Origin of the sequence: Arenibaculum pallidiluteum (assembly GCF_017355985.1) — a bacterium.
Classification (GTDB): domain Bacteria; phylum Pseudomonadota; class Alphaproteobacteria; order Azospirillales; family Azospirillaceae; genus Arenibaculum; species Arenibaculum pallidiluteum.
Genome location: NZ_JAFIQU010000013.1, coordinates 1 through 18,765, shown reverse-complemented (window position 1 = coordinate 18,765; position 18,765 = coordinate 1). Strand labels below are relative to the sequence as shown.

Below are 18,765 nucleotides of genomic sequence, written 5' to 3'. Positions count from 1 at the left end.
GAATCCGGCTGTCTGGGGGATTTTTGGAATGAGACGGGTCCTGGACTGGCTCTATCGAGCCACCGGTTGGCTGGCGGGACTCTTCCTGCTCGCCATCTTCTTTCTGATGATGGTCATGTCGATCGGGCGCCAGATCGACATGAACGTGCCGGCGGGCGACGACCTGGTGGCCTGGTGCATGGCCGCCACGGCGTTCCTCGGCCTCGCCCATACCTTCAAGTCCGGCGAGATGATCCGGGTCGAGCTGATCTTCGATCGCCTGGCCGGGCGTTCACGCTGGGTGCTGGAAGTGGTCTCGCTGACGGTGGGGCTGGTCTCCGTGGGCTATTTCGCCTGGTACGCGGTCCAGCTCACCTACGATTCCTGGCGCTTCAACGACCTCGCGCAGGGCGTCCTGCCCGTGCCGCTCTGGATCCCGCAGATGGGATATGCGTTCGGGCTCGTCGTCTTCGCCATCGCCTTCGCGGACGAGCTGGCCAGGGTCCTGTCCGGCCTCGCGCCGACCTACGAGAAGCCCGCCCCCAAGACCGCCGAAGAGGTGGTCGAGCGCGCCATCCAGAGCGGGGTCTGAGCCATGGATCTCATCACGATCGCGGGCCTCATCCTGGTGGTCCTGCTCGTGCTGCTGGGAAGCGGCGTGTGGATCGCAGTCGGCCTCCTCGCCTGCGGCTGGGTCGGCATGCAGTTCACGAACGCGCCGTCCTCGGGCTACGTGCTGGCGACGACGATCTGGGGCAACAGCGCGTCCTGGACGCTGGCGGCGCTGCCGCTCTTCATCTGGATGGGCGAGATCCTGTTCCGCACCAGACTGTCCGAGGAGATGTTCCGCGGCCTGGCTCCGTGGCTGAACTGGCTGCCGGGGCGGCTGATCCATGTGAACGTGCTCGCCTGCGGGATCTTCGGGTCGGTGTCCGGCTCCTCGGCCGCCACCTGCGCGACTGTCGCCAAGATCGCGCTGCCCGAGCTCAAGAAGCGCGGCTACGACGAGATGGTCAGCCTGGGCTCCCTCGCGGGCGCGGGCACGCTGGGCATCCTTATCCCGCCCAGCATCATGATGGTGATCTACGCCGTCGCGGCGGACGTCTCGATCATCCAGGTGTTCCTGGCGGGCTTCATCCCGGGCGCCATCGTGATGGGGCTCTATTCCGGATACATCGCGGTCTGGGCGCTGCTGAACCCCGGAAAGATGCCGCCGCGCGAGCCCGCCATGCCGTTCCGCGAGAAGCTGCGCGAATCGGCCCACCTGATCCCGTGCATGCTGCTGATCCTGCTTGTCTTCGCGACGCTGGTGGCGGGCTGGGCAACGGCGACGGAATGCGCGGCCTGGGGCGTCATGGGCTCGCTTGCGATCGCAGCCTGGTCGCGCAGCCTGACCTGGCAGAGCTTCTGGGCAAGCGTGATGGGCGCGACGCGCGTCACCTGCATGATCATGATGATCCTTGCCGGCGCGTCCTTCATGTCGACGGCCATGGCCTATACCGGCATCCCGAACGCCCTGGCCTCCTGGGTCGACAGCTTCCATCTCAGCCCGTTCGTGCTGATCATGGCGCTGATGGTGATGTACGTCCTTCTCGGCACCGCGCTGGACGGCATTTCCATGATCGTGCTGACGACCGCCGTTGTGCTGCCCATGGTGTCGGCGGCAGGCTTCGACCTCGTCTGGTTCGGGATCTTCCTGGTCCTGGTCGTCGAAATGGCCGAGGTCTCGCCCCCCGTCGGCTTCAACCTCTTCGTGCTGCAGACCATGAGCGGGAAGGATTCGCTGACGGTCGCGCGGGCCGCGCTTCCCTTCTTCTTCCTGCTCGTCGCCGCCGTCGTGATCATCACCGTGTTCCCGGCGACGGTCACCTGGCTGCCGCGGCTGGTCTTCCCGTCCTAGGCCGGGTTTGATCGAAGTGTTTCCATCCGAAGCTGCGGTGATCTAAGCATCAACAAACCAAACTGGAGGCTTCATCGATGCGCACGACTCTTTCCGCCCTGGCCCTCGCGGCCGTAGTCACGGCTGCGACGGCGGTTCCGGCCGCCGCGCAGACCAAGTGGGACCTGCCCTCGGCCTATCCGCCGGCCAACTTCCACACGCAGAACCTCAACCAGTTCGCCGCCGACGTGAAGGCGATGACGGGCGGCAAGCTCGAGATCACGGTCCATTCCAACGCCTCGCTCTTCAAGGCGCCCGAGATCAAGCGCGCGGTGCAGACCGGGCAGGTCCAGGCCGGCGAGGTGCTGATCTCCCTGCACGAGAACGAGGATCCGCTCTTCGGGCTGGACGTGGTGCCGTTCCTGGCGACGAGCTACCAGGAATCCTGGAAGCTCTACCAGGTGTCCCGGCCGGCCATCGAGAAGAAGCTCGCCTCCCAGGGGCTGCAGCTTCTCTACGCCGTGGCTTGGCCGCCGCAGGGCATCTTCGCCAAGAAGGACATCAATTCCGTCGAGGACCTGCGCGGCACCCGCTGGCGCGCCTACAACGCCGGCACCTCGCGCATCGCTGAGATCGCGGGCGCGCAGCCGGTGACGGTGCAGGCCGCCGATCTCGCCCAGGCGCTGGCCACCGGCGTCGTGAACACCTTCATCACCTCCTCGGCCACGGGCGTGGACTCGAAGGTCTGGGAGAGCATGACGCACTACTACGACACCCAGGCCTGGCTGCCGAAGAACGTCATCTTCGTGAACAAGGCGGCCTTCGACCGGCTGGATGCCGCGACGAAGGAGGGCCTGCTGCGGGCCGCCTCCACCGCCGAGGAGCGCGGCTGGAAGCTGTCCCAGGAGACCACCCGGAAGAACATGGAGATCATGGCCCAGAACGGCATGAAGGTGCTTCAGCCGAGCCCGGCGCTGGCCGATGGCCTGCGCCAGATCGGCAGCCGCCTGACGGCCGACTGGCTGCAGCGCGCCGGCGCCTCGGGCCACGAGCTCATCAACGCGTACAAGAGCAAGTAAGCCTAGCGCCTGGGACGGCGCGCCCGCTCCGGCGGGCGCGCCGGTCCTTCGGGCCCCGGGGCCGGCGTCCGCCGCGGGGAAGGCCGCTCCGGACGGTTCCGTACCCCGCGGTCGTGCAATAAGGCCCGGCGACCGTCCCGCGGTGCGGGAGCCCGCCTGCCCCGCCACCGATCACGAGGCCCAGACCGTGTCCTCCCCGCATTCGATCGTCTCCTCGGCCCATCTGGTCTCGGAGCGCAGTGCCGAGCTCAGCGAGTTCGAATATGGGCTGATCGTGGCGAACAACGCCTTCAGCCGCTGGGTCGTGCAGTGCATGGCAGCGGCGGGCGTCCCGGACCTCTCGGTCACCGAGATCCTGGTGCTCCACTGCGTCAACAGCCGCGCGCGCGAGAAGCGGCTGGCCGACATCGCCTTCGTCCTCCACATCGAGGACACGCACATCGTGAACTATGCGCTGAAGAAGCTGGACCGGCACGGCCTGATCGAGCGTACGCGCCGCGGCAAGGAGGTGCTCTACAGCACCTCGGAGAAGGGCCAGGAAACCGTGCGCCGCTACCGCGAGGTCCGCGAGAGCTGCCTGATCCGCGCCATGGACGCGCTGGGCACCGTCGACAACCGGCAGATCGGCGAGGCGGCGGGCCTGCTGCGTGCCCTTTCCGGCCTGTACGACCAGGCCTCCCGCGCGGCCAGCTCGCTCTGAAGCAGGCCGACCGGCGGGCCTGCCGGCCGGCGGATGCTCCTCGGAGGCGTGGAGCCGCCGCTGGCGGTACCTGTCCCTGGCGCTTGAGCAGCGGCGGCTGCCGCGCTAAAAGGGCGACGCCAGGCCGGGCCCCTCTGGCAGTCCCTTGGGCTGCGATGTCGGACTGGACATGTGGAGTGGCCTGTTCGCGCTTGCGGTCGCCGAGCCTGGCCAGCCTTCCCACGCGGTCGAACCTGGAACCGGGCTTGCCGGTCCCTGCCTCCGGTCGTGTGCGACGGCTAGCCGGCCCGCCGAAGCCCGGGCTGCCGCTCCCCGAACAGTTGCAGGAGAACGGCATTGCTGACGGAGATTTTCACGGCCGATGGCCTCGCGGCCCTGCTCCAGGTCATCATGATCGACCTGGTTCTCGCGGGGGACAACGCCATCGTAATCGGCCTCGCGGCGGCGGGGCTGCCGCGCGAGCAGCGCAGCAAGGTGATCTTGGTCGGTATCATCGCGGCCACCGTGCTGCGCATCGCCTTCGCCAGCATCACCACGCAGCTTCTTCAGGTGGTCGGGCTGCTGCTCGCGGGCGGCATCCTGCTGCTCTGGGTCTGCTGGAAGATGTGGCGCGAGCTGAGGTCCTCCCACAAGGAGGAGCACGCGGCCGCCGAGGCTCTGGCCGAGCAGGACCTGGACAGGGACGGCAACGTCGCCGGCGGCGCGCCGACCAAGACCTTCTCCCAGGCCGCCTGGCAGATCGTCGTCGCGGACGTGTCCATGTCGCTGGACAACGTGCTGGCGGTGGCCGGCGCAGCGCGCGAGCACCCATCGGTGCTCGTGATCGGCCTCGTGCTCTCGGTCGCGCTGATGGGTGTCGCCGCCTCGTTCATCGCGAACCTGCTGAACCGCTTCCGCTGGATCGCCTATGTGGGTCTCGCGACCATCTTCTACGTGGCGCTGGACATGATCTGGCGCGGCTACCAGGAGGTCGAGCCGCTGCTGGCGGGCCTCATCTGACCCCGCTCGGCCGGTGGGGCGGTCCGGGGGCGGCGGCTCGCTCCCCGGACCGCCCCCGAAGCCCTTGACGGGCCCGCGGCACGCGTCCAGGAATCGGCGGGTTCGACACCACGCGGTTGCGCCCCATGGCGACCGAAGACCTGACCGAGCTCGGCGAGACCGGGGTCGAGCTGCCGCCGGGCGCCGTGGGCCGCGCGACGCCCGGGAACGGGCACCGAATGCCTGCCCATCGGCCCGGCCACGGGCCGCATCATCTTCCGCTTCACGTGAACGGCTGCGCATGAACGTCCCCTGGCCGCTGGTGCTGGCCTCCGCCTCGCCGCGGCGTCTCGATCTGCTGCGCCAGATCGGAATCGTCCCCGCTGCGGTCGATCCCGCCGAGCTCGACGAGACCCCGCTGCCGCGCGAGCTGCCGGGGCCGCACGCCCGGCGGCTCGCGCGCGCCAAGGCCGAAGCCGTCGCCTCCCGCCATCCCGGCGCCCTGGTGCTGGCAGCTGACACCGTGGTGGGCTGCGGCCGCCGCATCCTGCCCAAGGCCGAGGCCGAGGCCGAGGCGCGCGCCTGCCTCGACCTGCTCTCGGGACGGCGGCACCGCGTGCATGGCGGCGTCGCGCTGGTGCTGCCCGACGGTCGCCGCCTGGACCGGCTGGTGGTCACGACCGTGGCCTTCAAGCGCCTGTCGCAGGAGGAGGCCGAGGCCTATCTCGCCTCCGGCGAATGGCAGGGCAAGGCCGGCGGCTACGCGATCCAGGGCCGCGCCGCCGCGCTGGTCCGGTGGATCGAGGGATCCTACAGCAACGTGGTGGGCCTGCCGCTCTTCGAGGTGGCGGGGCTTCTGCGGGGCGTGGGCTTCCCGCTGCCATGAGCGGCGCGGCACCCGCCGCGGCGCCGGCGGAGATCCTGGTGGACCGCAGCGGGCCGCTGCTGCGCGCCGCGACCCTGCGCGACGGGCAACTGACCGACCTGCAGCTCGACCATGCGGCGCGACCCTCGCGGCTGGGCGCCGTCTTCCTGGGCCGGGTCGAGCGCATCGTGCCCGGTCTGGACGCCGCCTTCATCGATATCGGAGAAGGGCGCGCGGGGCTGATCGGCGCCTCCGACCTCCGCCTTCCCGGCGCCGGCAGCCGCAAGGCCGCGCGCGCCGGCGGCGGGCAGCCCATCGGCCGCCTGCTGCGCGCGGGCCAGGAGCTGCTCGTCCAGGTCAAGGCCGAGCCGGGTGGCGGCAAGGGGCCGACCCTGACCATGGACATGACCCTGCCGGGGCGCTTCCTGGTGATGACGCCGATGACGCCGGGGCTGAGCATCTCGCGCCGGCTGGGCCGCGACCCGGGGCTGCGGGCCGCGCTCGCGCGCCGGGTCGAGGCCGTGGCCGTGGGGGGCGGCTGGATCGTGCGCGCCCAGGCGGCCGCCGTGCCGGACGCCGTGCTCGCGGCCGAGGCGGAATCGCTGGCGCTGGCCTGGCGCGCGATCGAGCAGGGCGCGGCGGCAGGGGCGGCGCCTCGGCTTCTGCTGGCCGGGCCCGATGCCGCGCGCCGCGCAGTGGTGGAGCAGGGCGGGCGGGCGATCTCCGCGATCCGGGTGGCCGAGGCGGACCTTCACCGGGAGCTTGCCGCCTGGGCGGCCGACGCGGCGCCGGACCTGGTGCCGGTCCTCTCGCTGCATCGCGGTCCCGAGCCGCTGTTCGAGCGTCACGGCCTGGAGGAGGCCATCTCCGGGCTGGGCGGGCGGCGCGTCGATCTCGCGGGCGGCGGCTGGATCGCCGTGGACCGGACCGAGGCCATGACCGTGGTCGACGTGAACGGCGGCGAACGGGGCAACGCGCTCTCCACCAACCTGGCGGCGGCCGAGGAGGTGGCGCGCCAGCTCCGCCTCAGGAATCTCGGCGGCATCGTGGTCGTCGACTTCATCGACATGAAGGGGGCCGGCGAGCGCGAGCGGCTGGTCCAGGCCCTGTCCGCCGCCGTGGCTGAGGACCCGGCGGGCGTGCAGGTCTACGGCCTGACGCGCCTGGGGCTTGTCGAGATGACCCGCGGCCGCCGCGGCCCCGAGATCCCGGAGCTGCTGGCTCTCGCCGGATCCGGACCGCTTGACCACGGCGGCGGCGATGCCCATTAGATCGCCATGACCGAAGAGAACCGCCCCGCAGCCCCGGGGGCTCCCGGGGGCCCGACGACGCTGGAGCCGAAGCCGCAGGCCGGCCGCCCGCGTGCGGCCTGCCCGATCTGCGGCCGTCCGGCAGAGACGCACACGCGCCCCTTCTGCTCGCGCCGCTGCGCCGACATCGATCTCGCCCGCTGGCTGAACGGCGTCTACCAGATCCCCGCCGACGACCCCGAGGCCGATCCCGGCGCCGACCCTGGCACGGACGCGGACGCCGCTCCGCAGCCCGGCGCCGGCAGCACGCCACGGCTGCGCTGAGGCCGGCGATTTCCTGTGGACAGGCCCGGCGCCGTTTTCTATAAGGACGGCCCACACCGAGGGCGAGGCTGCCTCGCCCCGCGGATGCCCAGGTAGCTCAGTTGGTAGAGCAGGGGACTGAAAATCCCCGTGTCGCTGGTTCGATTCCGGCCCTGGGCACCATTCCCAATCCCTTGATAATGTTGGGTTTCCGTTGGGCCGGTCCTGTCATCGGGAGCCGGTTTTTCGTGTCTGCGCCACACCGCGCCACATCGCCGAAACCCGCAGAAACGCTGGGCTCCTCCGCCTAACTCTTTCTTCGCGTGAGCTGAAGCGTTCCGGTCGGCCAGCGACCTCAGAAGCGAGCCTATACAGGGCCGCCCACAACTGTCGGCGGCCCGCGTACCTCTTGGGGGATAGCGGACCTGCGGTGGTCACGCCGACACTGTGGCGATCATGCCCAACTTTCCTTCCGCGTAATTGCGGCTCAAGCTAATCTGAAAGACTTGGGACCGAGGTTTTGCAAAATGGCGAAGCTTGTGTTCGGAATGAACCAGTCCCTGGACGGCTACGTCGACCACCTGAAAATGGAGGTAGGCCCCGCGCTCTTTCGTCACTGGATAGAGCACGTACGCGGCCTGACGGGCAGTGTGTACGGCCGCCGCATGTACGAAATCATGCGCTATTGGGATGAAGACGATCCTGAGTGGGACGCGGAGCGGCGCGCCTTCGCGGCGGCTTGGCGGAGCCAACCGAAATGGGTCTTGTCGCGCTCGTTGAAGTCCGTCGGCCCCAACGCCACACTTGTCGAGGATGACCTCGAGGCGGTGGTCCGTGGATTGAAGGCTCAACTTGTTGGGGAGATTGCAGTCTCCGGGCCAGACTTGGCGCAAAGTCTGACCGACCTTGGCCTCATCGATGAGTATCGACTCTACTTCCACCCCGTCGTGCTGGGTCGCGGCACGCCATTCTTCGCCGGCCCGCGGCCGCTGCTGCGCCTTGCGGCCAGCGATCTGGTTGGCGAGGACGTGATTAGGTTGACGTATGTTCCTGCTTAGAGGTGGTTATCAAAACCGGTGAAGACGCCCCCTCTGTCCACCTCGATGCCGCCGGGATGTGGTTGTAGGATTGGCGGCATGGTGCAGCGAGGGAGGCTACGATGTCAGATCCAACGGCCTCATTTCGCTACTTCGAACATCAGGGGTGGTCGGCGGAGGACGTCGCCCTCGGGTATCACGAATACCTCGCCCCCGTGGCCACACAGGCTATTGGGGCACTTCTAGACGTCGCCGGCGTCGGGACCGCGATGCGGGTTCTGGACGTTGCCACTGGTGCGGGCTATGCCGCGGCTGCGGCCGCCGAGCGAGGCGCCGAGGTGGTCGGTTTGGATTTCTCTTCGACGCAACTCGCCCTGGCCCGGGGGCAGTACCCGGCGATCGAGTTCCGTGAGGGCGACGCTGGTGCCTTGCCGTTCCCGGACGGAAGCTTCGATGCCGTGGTCAGCAACTTCGGCATGCCCCATTTCCCCGATCCGGACGCCTTTCTCGGCGAGGCGTTTCGTGTGCTCCGAGGCGGAGGCCGTATCGCATTCAGCGTCTGGGCGTCGCCACAGCAATGCGAAGGTTTGGGCATCGTCTATGGTGCCGTTCAGGCCCATGGCCGCATGGATGTCCCCCTGCCGCCTGGGCCAAACTTCTTTCTGTTCAGCGATCGCACGCAGTGCGAACGCAGCCTCCGGGCGGCAGGGTTCCGGTCCGCCACCGCGATTACTGTCCCTCAGGTCTGGCGGGTGAAGTCGCCAGAGGCACCGTTCGAGGCGATGATGAAGGGTACCGTTCGCGCCGCCGCCCTGCTACGGGCGCAGACGCCGGAAGCTCTGGCGGCGATCCGGAGTGCCGTGCGCGAGGCCGTCGCTGCTCATGCCCGGGAAGGAACGGTCGAGCTCATGATGCCGGCCGTTGTGGTCGCCGCCGAAAGACCTTGATCAAGAGGGACGGCCAGGGGGCGACGCAGGCTGCCGGCTGAGCTGCCCCGATAGAACGCAAGGTGCCGGTTTGCGATGATGAAAATGCAGGCTGCGACCAGGAGCGCGAGAATGATCCGGCCGAGCCTGTCGTGCCTCCGGTCGAGCCTCTTGTCGGCCAGCAACCAGGCGCAGCCATGCTCGACGACGGAGCGGACCCAGCCGAGGCCGGAGCCGTGCGGCTCGCCCTTCCTGCGGATGCGAGGCCGGATGCCGTCCCGGAGACAGAGCCACCGGTTGTCGGCGCTGTCGTAGCCAGCGTCCGCGTAGAGCCGGCCGGTGGCGGCGCAGACGACCTGGGCCAGGCGCAGCAGGTCGGGGATCAGCCGGGTGTCGTGGACGTTGGCGGCCGAGCGGACGATCGCCAGCGGGACGCGTCGGTCGAGACCACGACATGGAACTTGGTCCCGGCCTTGCAGCGGTCGGTCGGGTTCGGCCCCGTCAGTTCGCCGCCGCGCTTGGCTCGGACCGAAGAACTGTCGAGCGCCACGTCCCAGGCCGCGGCGTCGGGGCCAGAGCGCGCCATGCGGACCAGGACGGCATGGACGCGGCGCAGCAGGGCCGTGGCATGCCAGCCGTTGAGGCGGCGCCTCAGGGTGGAGCCGGAAGCGCGTCCTGCCAAGGCCCGCAGTTCACGCCATTGACCGCCCTCGCGCAGGAAGAACCGTTGCGTCTCGACAACCTCCACCGTCGGCACGGGCGGACGTCCGGGGGCGGGAGGCCGATCCTCGATCCGGTCGATAATCCCCGCCACAAGCTCCGCCGCCTTCGGTCCCATGTTCGCTCCCGTGCCAAATGCACGGAAACCGGCTGACCGTCACCGGATCTCGCTCGAACTATAGGCTCTGGGGTTCTGACAACCGGGCCTAAACCTTCAAGGCGGCCAGGCTCGCCTACAGCCTCCGGACTCGCGCCGAACTTATCGCTGAGCCAGTGCCTTCCCCAACTCTTGGCGCCCACATCGACCGAACCGCTGTGGGAGAACAGAACCACAGCAGCGAGTCCCATCGTGTGCCGCACGACGGCGAAATGGTCGCTCCGCCCCGCGCATTCCGGATTTCGCCCGCCGCTGGCCGCAGACCTTTCCGCGGCCACAGAACGTAGGCCCACGGTATACGCCAGCAAGCCGCGAAGACAGGTTCCGGCCAGCCCTGTTGGTGGCGCGAAGGAGCCTGAGCCATGGCCGTCGAGACTTCCGTCATTTCGCCGCCAGCCCTCGCCAGATCCTGCTGGCGAGGTCCGTTTGTCCGCAGTGGAGCGGGCGCACAATGAGCCGAGCCCGCCTCTTCACGCCGGTGCGCGTCGGCGAGCTCGAACTCGCCAACCGGATCGTCATCGCGCCGATGTGTCAGTACTCGGCGGTGGACGGGTGCATGACGGACTGGCACCTCATCCATCTCGGCCATCTTGCCTTATCCGGCGCGGCGCTCCTGACGATCGAGGCGACGGCGGTGCTGCCCGAAGGCCGCATCACCTACGCCGACGTTGGCCTTTGGTCTGAGGAGACGGAAGCGGCGATCGGACGCGTGCTCGAGAGCGTGCGCGGTTGGTCAAGCATTCCGATTGCCATCCAGCTTGCCCACGCCGGCCGCAAGGCTTCGACCGATCAGCCTTGGAAGGGAGGTGCACAGATCGCCCCCGAGCATGAGAATGGCTGGCAGACGGTCGCCCCCTCCGCGGACCCGTACGAGGCGGGAGAGAACCCGCCGATCGCGCTCGACCGGCAGGGCCTGGACCGCATCCGCGACGCCTTCGCCGGCGCGGCCCGGCGCTCCGCGCGGTTGGGAATCGACGCCATCCAGGTCCATGCCGCCCATGGCTACCTCCTCCACCAGTTCCTCTCGCCGCTTTCGAACCGGCGCGAGGACGAGTATGGCGGCAGCCTCGAGAACCGCATGCGCTTCCCGCTCGAGGTGTTCGAGGCGGTCCGGGCGGCCTTCCCGGCCGACCGGCCGGTCACCACCCGCGTGTCCGCCACCGACTGGGTCGAGGGTGGCTGGGACATCGAGCAGACGCTCGCCTTCACGCGCGCCTTGGAAGCCCGAGGCTGCGCCGCGATCCACGTGTCGAGCGGCGGCCTCAGCCCAGCCCAGCGCATCCCGGTCGGACCGAGCTATCAGGTACCCCTTGCCCGCGCCGTGAAGGCGGCGACGCGCATGCCTGTGATTGCCGTCGGGCTCATCACCGAATTCGAGCAGGCGGAAGCGATCGTCGGCACCGGCGATGCCGACCTGATCGCGCTGGCGCGGACGGTCCTCTACAACCCGCGCTGGCCCTGGCATGCCGCCGCCCATTTTGGAGCGCGCGTTCATGCACCGGACCAGTATCACCGATCCCAGCCTCGGCAATACGGTGACCTTTTCGACATCGGGCACTGAGCGGCTCTGGACACTTGCCGGTGGGATGTCAGTACCCGTCGTGGCGACGCACTTCCACGGCGCGACGGGAAGCTAGCGATTTCCTGCGGGATGCGCTGATGAGTGCGCTGACGGCGTCCCTCGCGTCTGCGCCTCCATGTTCCCGGACTACCTCTGTGCCGGAGCCGTCCGGACGGACGAATGTCAAGATGGCGCGGACACTCCTCACTGATTCGAGGATGACGGTTGGCCAAGTGGCCAATCAGTTCGGTGTAGACCGCACGACCCTATACATTTCGCACGGCCGGTATGACGGCGCGCGCGGGTTGAGCATTTTCCGGATGCTGCAGGTGGATGGAATGGCAACGCGGACTCCGTCGTCCCGACGCCCGAAGGACGTCGGATCGACTTGATGCTGCCGCATAATCACTCAAGCGCCGTATCACCGGGAGTCAGCGGCTTGGCCGCAGCTTAATAATATGCCGACATCATCCTAACATGTCTTGCCACGTCACCTTGGTGACATGGCCCGCATCTTGCTTGAAACCGCCGTGCTGGTTGCGTTGGTCCTACCTGCATTGGATTTGTTCGCGGCATTATTCGGCCTGCCAGCTCTAGGTAGCGCGAATGAGGATATGGTCGCCGACGAACTCGAGCAGAGTGTCGTGTGGACCTTCATCATGGTTGTCGTTATCGGTCCCACGGTTGAAGAAGTCCTGTTCCGGGGCCCAGCCGCGATACTGATCCGGCTAGGCCTTAGTGTAGACAAATACTATTAGGCATCAGGAACTGCCATATCGGCACTTTTTGCCGTGGTGCATGGAGCTGAGGCGGTCCTTATACCTCAGTTCATCCTAGCTATTTGCCTGTGGTGGCTCGTTAGAGGCCGAGGACTCCAGCACTCTATCGTTTCTCACATGGCGTTCAACCTTGCGGGCCTAATGCTTCTTCTTTCTACGATCGGCTAGAGCAGTTCAGAACGTGTTTGTAGTTGCGCCGGTGCCGGAGAGGCAAAAGGGATCGGTGGCGGCTCAACCCGGCCCGCTTTGCGCTGCCGTGAATCGGTGCCCCTTTGATGAACCGGCCCGAGGGCGCTGACGGCCGGCAATAGGGGCAAACCGATCGCGCCGCTCAGCGTGGAGCGATATCTCGCCGGCAAGTTCCGACGCTCTGGACTCGTCGCGCGCCGCCTTGGAGAAGCTCGCGGGCTCGCTGGAGCCGGCGGAGCTCGCGCGCTCGGGATTCCGGCTCTACGATCAGTTCCGGCCGGCCGTGAAGTCGGGCGCCGGGGGCTGGGGACAGGAGGGCGAACTGGGCCCGGAGCGGATCAGGGCATTGGCGAGGAGGTGAAAAATCGATGCCGAACCAGGGTGCCTTTGTTCCCTTGGCCGCAGCTTACCTGGCTCGCTACTCCAGGGTCGTGACGCGCGAACCGGATCTGCTGGACCTCCTACGGGTCTGGGATGGTCTGCGCGGTAGCCGGCGCTGGCCAGCCCGCGGCGACATCGACCCGGAAGCGTTCCGCCTTCACCTCGGCGAGCTGATGCTGATCGCGGTCGAGCATGACCCGCTGCGTTTCCGCTATCGGCTGATCGGCGATCTGATCACCGAGGCGGCCGGCTACGACATGACGCACGAGACCTTCGAGGATCAGCCTGATCCTGTCTTCCGGGACTTCTGCCTGCGGCTTTTCACGAATGCTCTGGCGCATGGCGAGCCAGTCAGCGCCGCCGGCGAGCGCACGATCGACGGCCAGGTCTTCGGGTTCGATTCCCTGCTGCTGCCATTGTCCGGCGATGGGCAGTCCATCGATCAGTACATGGCCAAGCTCGTCTATCCTCGCTCGCGCAACGAGGGTCGAAGGCCGGAGCCGCGCGTGTGGCGATCCAAACGGGAACGCGGGACCGCCGGCTGAACAAGGCGGTAATCGGGCCCGAGTACCCGCGTCCGATGGACAGGATCGCTGGGGGCCTTTACAGGACCCTCAAAGGGTTCCTCGACATACCTCGAACCTGCCGAAATTATTACGTCGGCAGGTCTTCCTTTCCTACAATCCATCGCGGCCAATCGCCGGATACGTCCTGGTCGAACTCGCTGCGGCGCGGCCGCCGACGGCGCTTGGTGCGCGCCTTCAGAGCGCCCTCCGGATCGGCAGCCACGGCAGCCCAGTGGTCGCGGGCTGCCACATAGGCGGGGCTGGCTGCGGCGAGGGCCGCCTCGAGCGCACCGTAGCGCCAGAGGCGTTGGTCGAGGATATGGATCAGGAGCGGATACGGCGAGACATGGCCTTCGATGTCGCGGCTGAGCAGCTCGGCGACGGCTTCGCTCTCGCGCCCGGGCCCGAGCTCGTCGGCGATGATGCCCAGGGCGATGGCCGCGGACCGGCTGCGGCCCATCTCGCAGTGGATCGCGATCCGCACGTCGGGCAGGCGCGTCCCGAGGCTCCGCGAGAAACGGTCACATGCGGCAGGCGCCTGGTCGTGCTGGTTGGGCGGCGGAAGCCCTCGCGGTCGCAGTGAAGGCCCGCAACGAGACCAAGCGATGGTCCAAGCTCCGCGAATGGCCATCCGGACAAGAAGGCACAGGCAGTAGCAGTTGCGCAGCCTGACCTCCGGTCCATTTCCCGGACCCGGGCCAGCCGCTATCGCTCCAGCCCCCTAACGGGCTCCGCATGACGACGGCGTGCCGGTATCGCATTCTCTTCCTAAATTGCCTCGGCGCTTATTGTTCTGCGGGATGGGATGGACGACATCATGAAGCTTAAGGAGACTTTCGAAAGGGGGACCGGTATCGCGGCGGCCTCGGCCCTCGCGCTAGGTTGCCTCGTGGTCGTCTTCCCTTTCCTCACCTCGCTCCTCTGGGCGATGATTCTGGCCTATTCGACCTGGCCGATTTTCATGCGTCTTGAGACGCTTCTGCACGGAAGCAGGACGTTTGCGGCCTCGATCATGACGCTTGCCATCGCCGTCGTGCTCATCGTGCCCTTCGCCGTCGTCGTAGCATCGGTCGCCGACGACACCGCGGGTGTCGTCGCCAAGGCGCGAACTGTCTTTGCCGAAGGCCTGCCCGCCGCGCCGGTGTGGGTGGCCTCCCTCCCGCTCGTTGGCACCGAGTTCCACGACTACTGGAACGAGCTCGCGGCAGATCGTGCGCGAGTACTTGATATGGTCCAGGGGTTTGTCGAGCCCGCTGCGCGATTCGCCATTGCAGCCGGCGGTACTTTCGGCAAGGGACTGGTCGAGCTCGCGCTCTCTGTCTTTATCGCGTTCTTCCTTTACCGGAACGGCGAGGCCGCATCGCAGCGCCTGCGCGTCCTATTGTCCAAGTTCACCGAGCGCGGCGAGCACCTGATCCAGGTCGCAGCCGCGACTGTTCGGGGCGTTGTCTACGGTGTCATCGGTACAGCCCTCGCCCAGGGGCTTTTGGCCGGGATCGGCTTCTGGATATCAGGTATTCCCGGGGCGCTCTTCTTGGGGTTGCTGACCTTCGTGGCCTCACTGATTCCCGGGGCGCCGCCCCTGATCTGGGCTCCGGCTGCGCTTTGGCTCGCATGGAAGGGCGACTTCGCTTGGGCGGCTTTTCTGGGTATCTGGGGCCTAGTCATCGTGTCGGGCGTCGACAACATCCTCAAGCCGATGCTGATCTCGCGCACCAGCGCGCTACCCTTTGTCCTCGTTTTCCTGGGCGCCGTCGGTGGAGTGCTGGGCTTCGGGCTCGTCGGCATCTTTCTCGGCCCCACGCTCCTGGCCGTCGCCTTCAACCTCCTCGAGGACTGGACTGAAGGCGAGGCCCGTAAGGCCGATCCGGTCGCCGAAAACGACGGCCTGCCTACATGAGATCAGTGTCGTCGGCGTCCAAGCGGCGTGGTTGGGGCATAACCGAAGGGGAGTGGGCCATCCAGCGATCGCCTGCAGGTCGTCGCGCCCGGCGCCCCCGATGGGTGTCTGGTCCGCCGTCCCGCCGATCAGCGTGTCCTTCCCTGCACCCCCGTTGAGGATCTGGGATCCGATTCCGCCATCCAGCCGGTCGTCACCCTGCCCACGGGCCAGGAACGCAATGCCAACTCCTTCCTGAAGCCGGTCGTTGCCTCCTTGCCCAAGCAGGCTGTGGTTCCCCGTTCCACCGTAGATGATGTCGGCGCCGTCGCCGCCGAGCGCCGTCAAGTCGGGCGCGTCGCGCAACAGCCATCGACCTCGCTCATTCTGCTCGTAGTGCTCATCGTCCATGCTTGTAGAAATGCATCTGGTCCGGCCCGTACCAGAGCCATCCGTTATGGATCTCTTGCAGGATGTGGGGGGGCGAGAACCTGTGTCTCCGGGTCTCGGGACCAGACGAGATCCCAGTCGTCTCGAGGGTATTGCAGGTCCGCATCCAGGCCCTCAGTCCCCTCGAAGCGGAATTCGACCGGATCCATGGAGAAGGTCAGGGGCGGGGATGACGTTTCGAAGACGACCGTGTCATTTGCGGTGCTCAGCGAAACAACGCGATGCGTGATGTACTCACCGGAATTTTTCCACCAGTCATAATAGGATGAGTGCGCCGAGTAGGAGTTCCCCTCGCGGGCACCCAGTCGAAGGTCACGGCCGGGCTGGCGAGGATCGCATCGGCTCCTGGGCCGCCCTGAACCAGCTTCTCGCCTGCGGAGGTCTCGGATGCCCGAGTTTCCGGGATAGTAATGGTCAATGTGAATACTTGGAATCTAATGAGACAAGCCAAGTATTATTTCAGGGGCAGATTTTAAAAGTTGTAAACGCTGCAAGGATTGGCTGATTAGGAAGGTGAGTAGATCATGACGGGTGAATGCAGTGAAATTAGAAATTCTGTCTGTTAGCAGCCAGTATGTTCTGAATTGTCTTTCGCCGTGCATTGGTAGAAATGGGCGCATTGATAAACTCCGACGAGATCCGGGCTGCCGCCCCTTCCAGGAGCACGCTGCGCCGTTTCTCAATGCGTAGGACCGGTGCGGGAGAGGCAGCAAGCGCTGCGACGATCGGCAGGTTCATCCCAGGCGCGGCTCTCACCGAGAACGTAGTAACCCAATTAAGGCGTATCTGTTGATCGGATCATACCGCTCACCCCGAGTGGTCGGAAAGGTCGAGGCTGATCGGATGCCCGAAGATCTGTTAGGCCGATTCCTCGCTTTCTGGAATGAAATGCGTGGCATTGGAGAACTTCCATATCGCAAGAAGTTGGACGTAACGCTGATACCCAACCTTCTACCCTACCTCGTGTTGTTGGAGAGCAGGGATGGGGGGAGTGATTTCTACCATGTGATCGTTGGTGAAACGGTTGCCGATAATTATGGAAGACGGCTCTCTAAGACTCTTCTGTCCGAGGTGATAAAGGGAAATCCTACCGTTGCACCTCTCGCTGACAATCTTCGAACATGCATGTCGACGCGGCAGCCTGTCAGGGTTGAGGACGAGTTCGTGACTGCAAAAGGGATCCAGAAGCGCTTTTGTGGCGTCATTTCTCCATTGACCGAAGATGGAAGCTCGGTGAGCGCCTTCCTGTGCTGCTTTGTGCATCTACAGAAGAAAGGGACCGTTTGGGTTGGGAGCCCAAGGCTTTGATGCGCACCTCCTCGTAGGTATCCTTTGATAACCGGGCCGTGCAGCAGGGTTTCCATTGTGCATGTGGACCGGCTGGGATGTAGCGGCCAATCAGCCGGCCCGTGGGTACTTTGCCGTGCTTCGGGGACTGCGGTGCAGCGGTAATCGTCACTGTCTGTTCGTCCTGGTCGTCCTAATGGCCGCGGTGTGACCCGTCACTGGACAGAATTCGCGTCAGCACTGCAGTATCAGCGAGCCTCTACAGCTGTTCATCTGTGCTGGGACGGACCAGCACATCCCACGCTGCCATGGCCTTGTCGACAACGCGATGGAGAGCCTCGGCGGCCGCTCCATCCCTGGCCTGGATCGTCAATCCCTGCAGGACCGCCGTGTAGAACATGGCAATCCCGTCGATGTCAGCGCCCTGTGGAAGATCACCCTCTGCCATGGCGCGTTGAAGACGGTTGCGAAGCCCTATCTGACCTTCGCTACGCCGTCGGGAGAGAAGTGCCCGCACCTCCTCGGTTTCTGGACTGCCCACGGTCGCTGCGAGGACGATCATGCAGCCAGGCGCCGTTCCCGGCGCTGCGCCATAGGACGCGTTCACGCGCAGCACACGCTCCACTGCCTCCCGCGCGGTCGGCGCCTCCTCAAGCGCGCGAGCCGCTGGTGCGCCTGCGGTCGCGTCGTAGAGCGTGACCGCCTCCTGGAACAGCGCCTCCTTGCAACCGAATGCGGCGTAGAGGCTCGGCCGGTTGATGCCCATGGCAGCCGTCAGGTCATTCATCGAAGTCCCCTCGTAGCCCTGCCGCCAAAAGACTTCCATTGCGCGCCGAAGCGCCTCTGCTCGTTCGAACTTGCGCGGACGAGGCATGGGAGATCCGTGCCGTGTTTTGTACCGACCGGGAAAATACGCCCTTGACAGCTGAAGGCAAGCGCATGCTCCATGGTGTACCGATCGATACAAAACGAGGATGCCATGTTGGAGGGAAGGATCGCACTGGTAACCGGCGGCAGCCGCGGCATCGGTGCCGCCATTGCTAGGAGGCTTGCGACACAGGGGGCGGACGTGGCCATCACGTACTCCGCTTCTGAGAGCAGTGCCCGGGAAGTGGTCGATGCAGTTGTGGCGGCTGGCCGGCGCGGACTGACGATCAGGGCGGACAGCGCCAGTCCGGGCGATGTGGTCGAATCCGTCGAGCGGACGGTCCGCGAGCTCGGCCGTCTCGATATCCTCGTAAACAACGCGGGGGTCTTCCCCTTTGGACCTCCAGCCGACGTGACACTCGAGGAGATCGACCGGACTTTGGCCATCCATGTTCGGGCCGTATACCTCGCCTCACAGGCCGCCCTGCGCCATCTCGGGAGCGGTGGGCGGATCATCTCGATCGGGTCGTGCTTTGCCGAGCGCGTGCCCTATGGCGGCGTAACGCTTTACGCAATGAGCAAGTCGGCGCTTATCGGGTTCACCCGAGGCTTGGCGCGGGATGTCGGCGCGAGCGGGATCACGGTCAACCTCATACAGCCGGGTTCGACCGATACGGACATGAATCCGGCCGACGGACCGACCGCGGATGCTGAGAGGGCCCTAATGGCGGTGGGCCGCTACGGCAGGCCCGAGGAGATCGCGGCAATGGTCGGGCATCTTGTCGGCCCGGAGGGGGCCTTCATCACCGGTGCCCTGATCGCAGTAGATGGTGGCTACAACGCATAGGGCTGACCGCCGGCGAGATCACATGGATTGAGCTCTTTATACGCGGGAGCGGACGAGTTCCCTTACTGCGATTGTGGCAATGCTCA

Annotated in this window: 20 protein-coding genes, 1 tRNA gene and 1 pseudogene; 17 read left to right on the top strand and 5 right to left on the bottom strand. The window is 66.4% G+C overall.

What is annotated here, in order from left to right:
- The first annotated feature begins 28 nt into the window (after positions 1 to 28).
- The 12 genes from JUB13_RS21675 (at position 29) to JUB13_RS21620 (ending at position 9,017) form a co-directional block, all read left to right on the top strand.
- Entirely contained in the window at positions 29 to 571 is a 543-nt protein-coding gene (locus JUB13_RS21675) for a TRAP transporter small permease (RefSeq protein ID WP_207482552.1), read from the top strand.
- A gap of 3 nt (positions 572 to 574) precedes the next feature.
- Entirely contained in the window at positions 575 to 1,879 is a 1,305-nt protein-coding gene (locus JUB13_RS21670; protein WP_207482550.1) for a TRAP transporter large permease, read from the top strand.
- A 77-nt stretch (positions 1,880 to 1,956) separates the two neighbouring features.
- Complete coding sequence (locus JUB13_RS21665; RefSeq protein ID WP_207482548.1) at positions 1,957 to 2,937, top strand: TRAP transporter substrate-binding protein; 981 nt, start codon at positions 1,957 to 1,959, stop codon at positions 2,935 to 2,937.
- 187 nt (positions 2,938 to 3,124) lie between these two features.
- Entirely contained in the window at positions 3,125 to 3,637 is a 513-nt protein-coding gene (locus JUB13_RS21660; protein ID WP_207482546.1) for a winged helix DNA-binding protein, read from the top strand.
- A 339-nt stretch (positions 3,638 to 3,976) separates the two neighbouring features.
- Positions 3,977 to 4,636 carry a TerC family protein gene (locus tag JUB13_RS21655; protein WP_207482802.1) on the top strand — a complete coding sequence of 220 codons (660 nt, stop codon included), beginning with the start codon at positions 3,977 to 3,979 and terminating at the stop codon, positions 4,634 to 4,636.
- A gap of 125 nt (positions 4,637 to 4,761) precedes the next feature.
- Complete coding sequence (locus JUB13_RS21650; protein ID WP_207482544.1) at positions 4,762 to 4,920, top strand: hypothetical protein; 159 nt, start codon at positions 4,762 to 4,764, stop codon at positions 4,918 to 4,920.
- Positions 4,917 to 5,501, top strand: a complete 585-nt coding sequence (locus tag JUB13_RS21645) for a Maf family protein (RefSeq protein WP_207482542.1) — start codon at positions 4,917 to 4,919, stop codon at positions 5,499 to 5,501. The genes JUB13_RS21650 and JUB13_RS21645 overlap by 4 nt, the downstream gene beginning before the upstream one ends.
- Positions 5,498 to 6,751 (top strand): ribonuclease E/G, encoded by a 1,254-nt coding sequence (locus JUB13_RS21640; RefSeq protein WP_207482540.1) that lies wholly within the window; start codon positions 5,498 to 5,500, stop codon positions 6,749 to 6,751. The genes JUB13_RS21645 and JUB13_RS21640 overlap by 4 nt, the downstream gene beginning before the upstream one ends.
- Positions 6,752 to 6,757: 6 nt before the next feature.
- Positions 6,758 to 7,054 (top strand): DNA gyrase inhibitor YacG, encoded by a 297-nt coding sequence (locus JUB13_RS21635; RefSeq protein ID WP_207482538.1) that lies wholly within the window; start codon positions 6,758 to 6,760, stop codon positions 7,052 to 7,054.
- A gap of 86 nt (positions 7,055 to 7,140) precedes the next feature.
- Positions 7,141 to 7,216, top strand: a tRNA-Phe gene (locus JUB13_RS21630).
- A gap of 344 nt (positions 7,217 to 7,560) precedes the next feature.
- Entirely contained in the window at positions 7,561 to 8,091 is a 531-nt protein-coding gene (locus JUB13_RS21625; protein ID WP_207482536.1) for a dihydrofolate reductase family protein, read from the top strand.
- Between the two features lie 101 nt (positions 8,092 to 8,192).
- Entirely contained in the window at positions 8,193 to 9,017 is an 825-nt protein-coding gene (locus JUB13_RS21620) for a class I SAM-dependent methyltransferase (RefSeq protein ID WP_207482534.1), read from the top strand.
- On the opposite strand, the gene JUB13_RS32250 is transcribed toward JUB13_RS21620, so the two are convergent.
- Both JUB13_RS32250 and JUB13_RS31510 read right to left on the bottom strand, forming a co-directional pair.
- Positions 8,951 to 9,379 carry a hypothetical protein gene (locus JUB13_RS32250; RefSeq protein WP_407928164.1) on the bottom strand — a complete coding sequence of 143 codons (429 nt, stop codon included), beginning with the start codon at positions 9,377 to 9,379 and terminating at the stop codon, positions 8,951 to 8,953. The genes JUB13_RS21620 and JUB13_RS32250 overlap by 67 nt on opposite strands.
- Positions 9,379 to 9,834 (bottom strand): hypothetical protein, encoded by a 456-nt coding sequence (locus JUB13_RS31510; RefSeq protein WP_236025129.1) that lies wholly within the window; start codon positions 9,832 to 9,834, stop codon positions 9,379 to 9,381. The genes JUB13_RS32250 and JUB13_RS31510 overlap by 1 nt, the downstream gene beginning before the upstream one ends.
- A gap of 490 nt (positions 9,835 to 10,324) precedes the next feature.
- Here JUB13_RS31510 and JUB13_RS21610 point away from each other — a divergent pair, with 490 nt between their 5' ends.
- The gene (locus tag JUB13_RS21610) at positions 10,325 to 11,434 is read left to right on the top strand and encodes an NADH:flavin oxidoreductase/NADH oxidase (RefSeq protein ID WP_207482532.1); all 1,110 of its coding nucleotides are present in this window, start codon (positions 10,325 to 10,327) and stop codon (positions 11,432 to 11,434) included.
- A gap of 1,336 nt (positions 11,435 to 12,770) precedes the next feature.
- Positions 12,771 to 13,328, top strand: coding sequence for a PAS domain-containing protein (locus tag JUB13_RS21605; RefSeq protein ID WP_207482530.1), 558 nt, complete (start codon positions 12,771 to 12,773; stop codon positions 13,326 to 13,328).
- A 109-nt stretch (positions 13,329 to 13,437) separates the two neighbouring features.
- On the opposite strand, the gene JUB13_RS21600 is transcribed toward JUB13_RS21605, so the two are convergent.
- Positions 13,438 to 13,833, bottom strand: a complete 396-nt coding sequence (locus JUB13_RS21600) for a hypothetical protein (protein ID WP_207482528.1) — start codon at positions 13,831 to 13,833, stop codon at positions 13,438 to 13,440.
- Between the two features lie 321 nt (positions 13,834 to 14,154).
- Here JUB13_RS21600 and JUB13_RS31505 point away from each other — a divergent pair, with 321 nt between their 5' ends.
- Entirely contained in the window at positions 14,155 to 15,249 is a 1,095-nt protein-coding gene (locus tag JUB13_RS31505; protein ID WP_236025128.1) for an AI-2E family transporter, read from the top strand.
- Between the two features lie 132 nt (positions 15,250 to 15,381).
- Here JUB13_RS31505 and JUB13_RS32245 read toward each other — a convergent pair.
- Positions 15,382 to 15,639, bottom strand: a pseudogene (locus JUB13_RS32245) (calcium-binding protein); the annotation flags it as partial.
- A gap of 882 nt (positions 15,640 to 16,521) precedes the next feature.
- Between JUB13_RS32245 and JUB13_RS21590 the strand changes: the two are divergent.
- Positions 16,522 to 16,986, top strand: coding sequence for a PAS domain-containing protein (locus JUB13_RS21590; RefSeq protein ID WP_207482524.1), 465 nt, complete (start codon positions 16,522 to 16,524; stop codon positions 16,984 to 16,986).
- Positions 16,987 to 17,224: 238 nt separating this feature from the next.
- On the opposite strand, the gene JUB13_RS21585 is transcribed toward JUB13_RS21590, so the two are convergent.
- Complete coding sequence (locus JUB13_RS21585; RefSeq protein WP_268914403.1) at positions 17,225 to 17,791, bottom strand: TetR/AcrR family transcriptional regulator; 567 nt, start codon at positions 17,789 to 17,791, stop codon at positions 17,225 to 17,227.
- Between the two features lie 120 nt (positions 17,792 to 17,911).
- Between JUB13_RS21585 and JUB13_RS21580 the strand changes: the two genes are divergently transcribed.
- Positions 17,912 to 18,679: a 3-oxoacyl-ACP reductase family protein gene (locus tag JUB13_RS21580; protein WP_236025126.1), complete on the top strand. Its 768-nt coding sequence runs from the start codon at positions 17,912 to 17,914 to the stop codon at positions 18,677 to 18,679.
- Positions 18,680 to 18,765 lie beyond the last annotated feature (86 nt).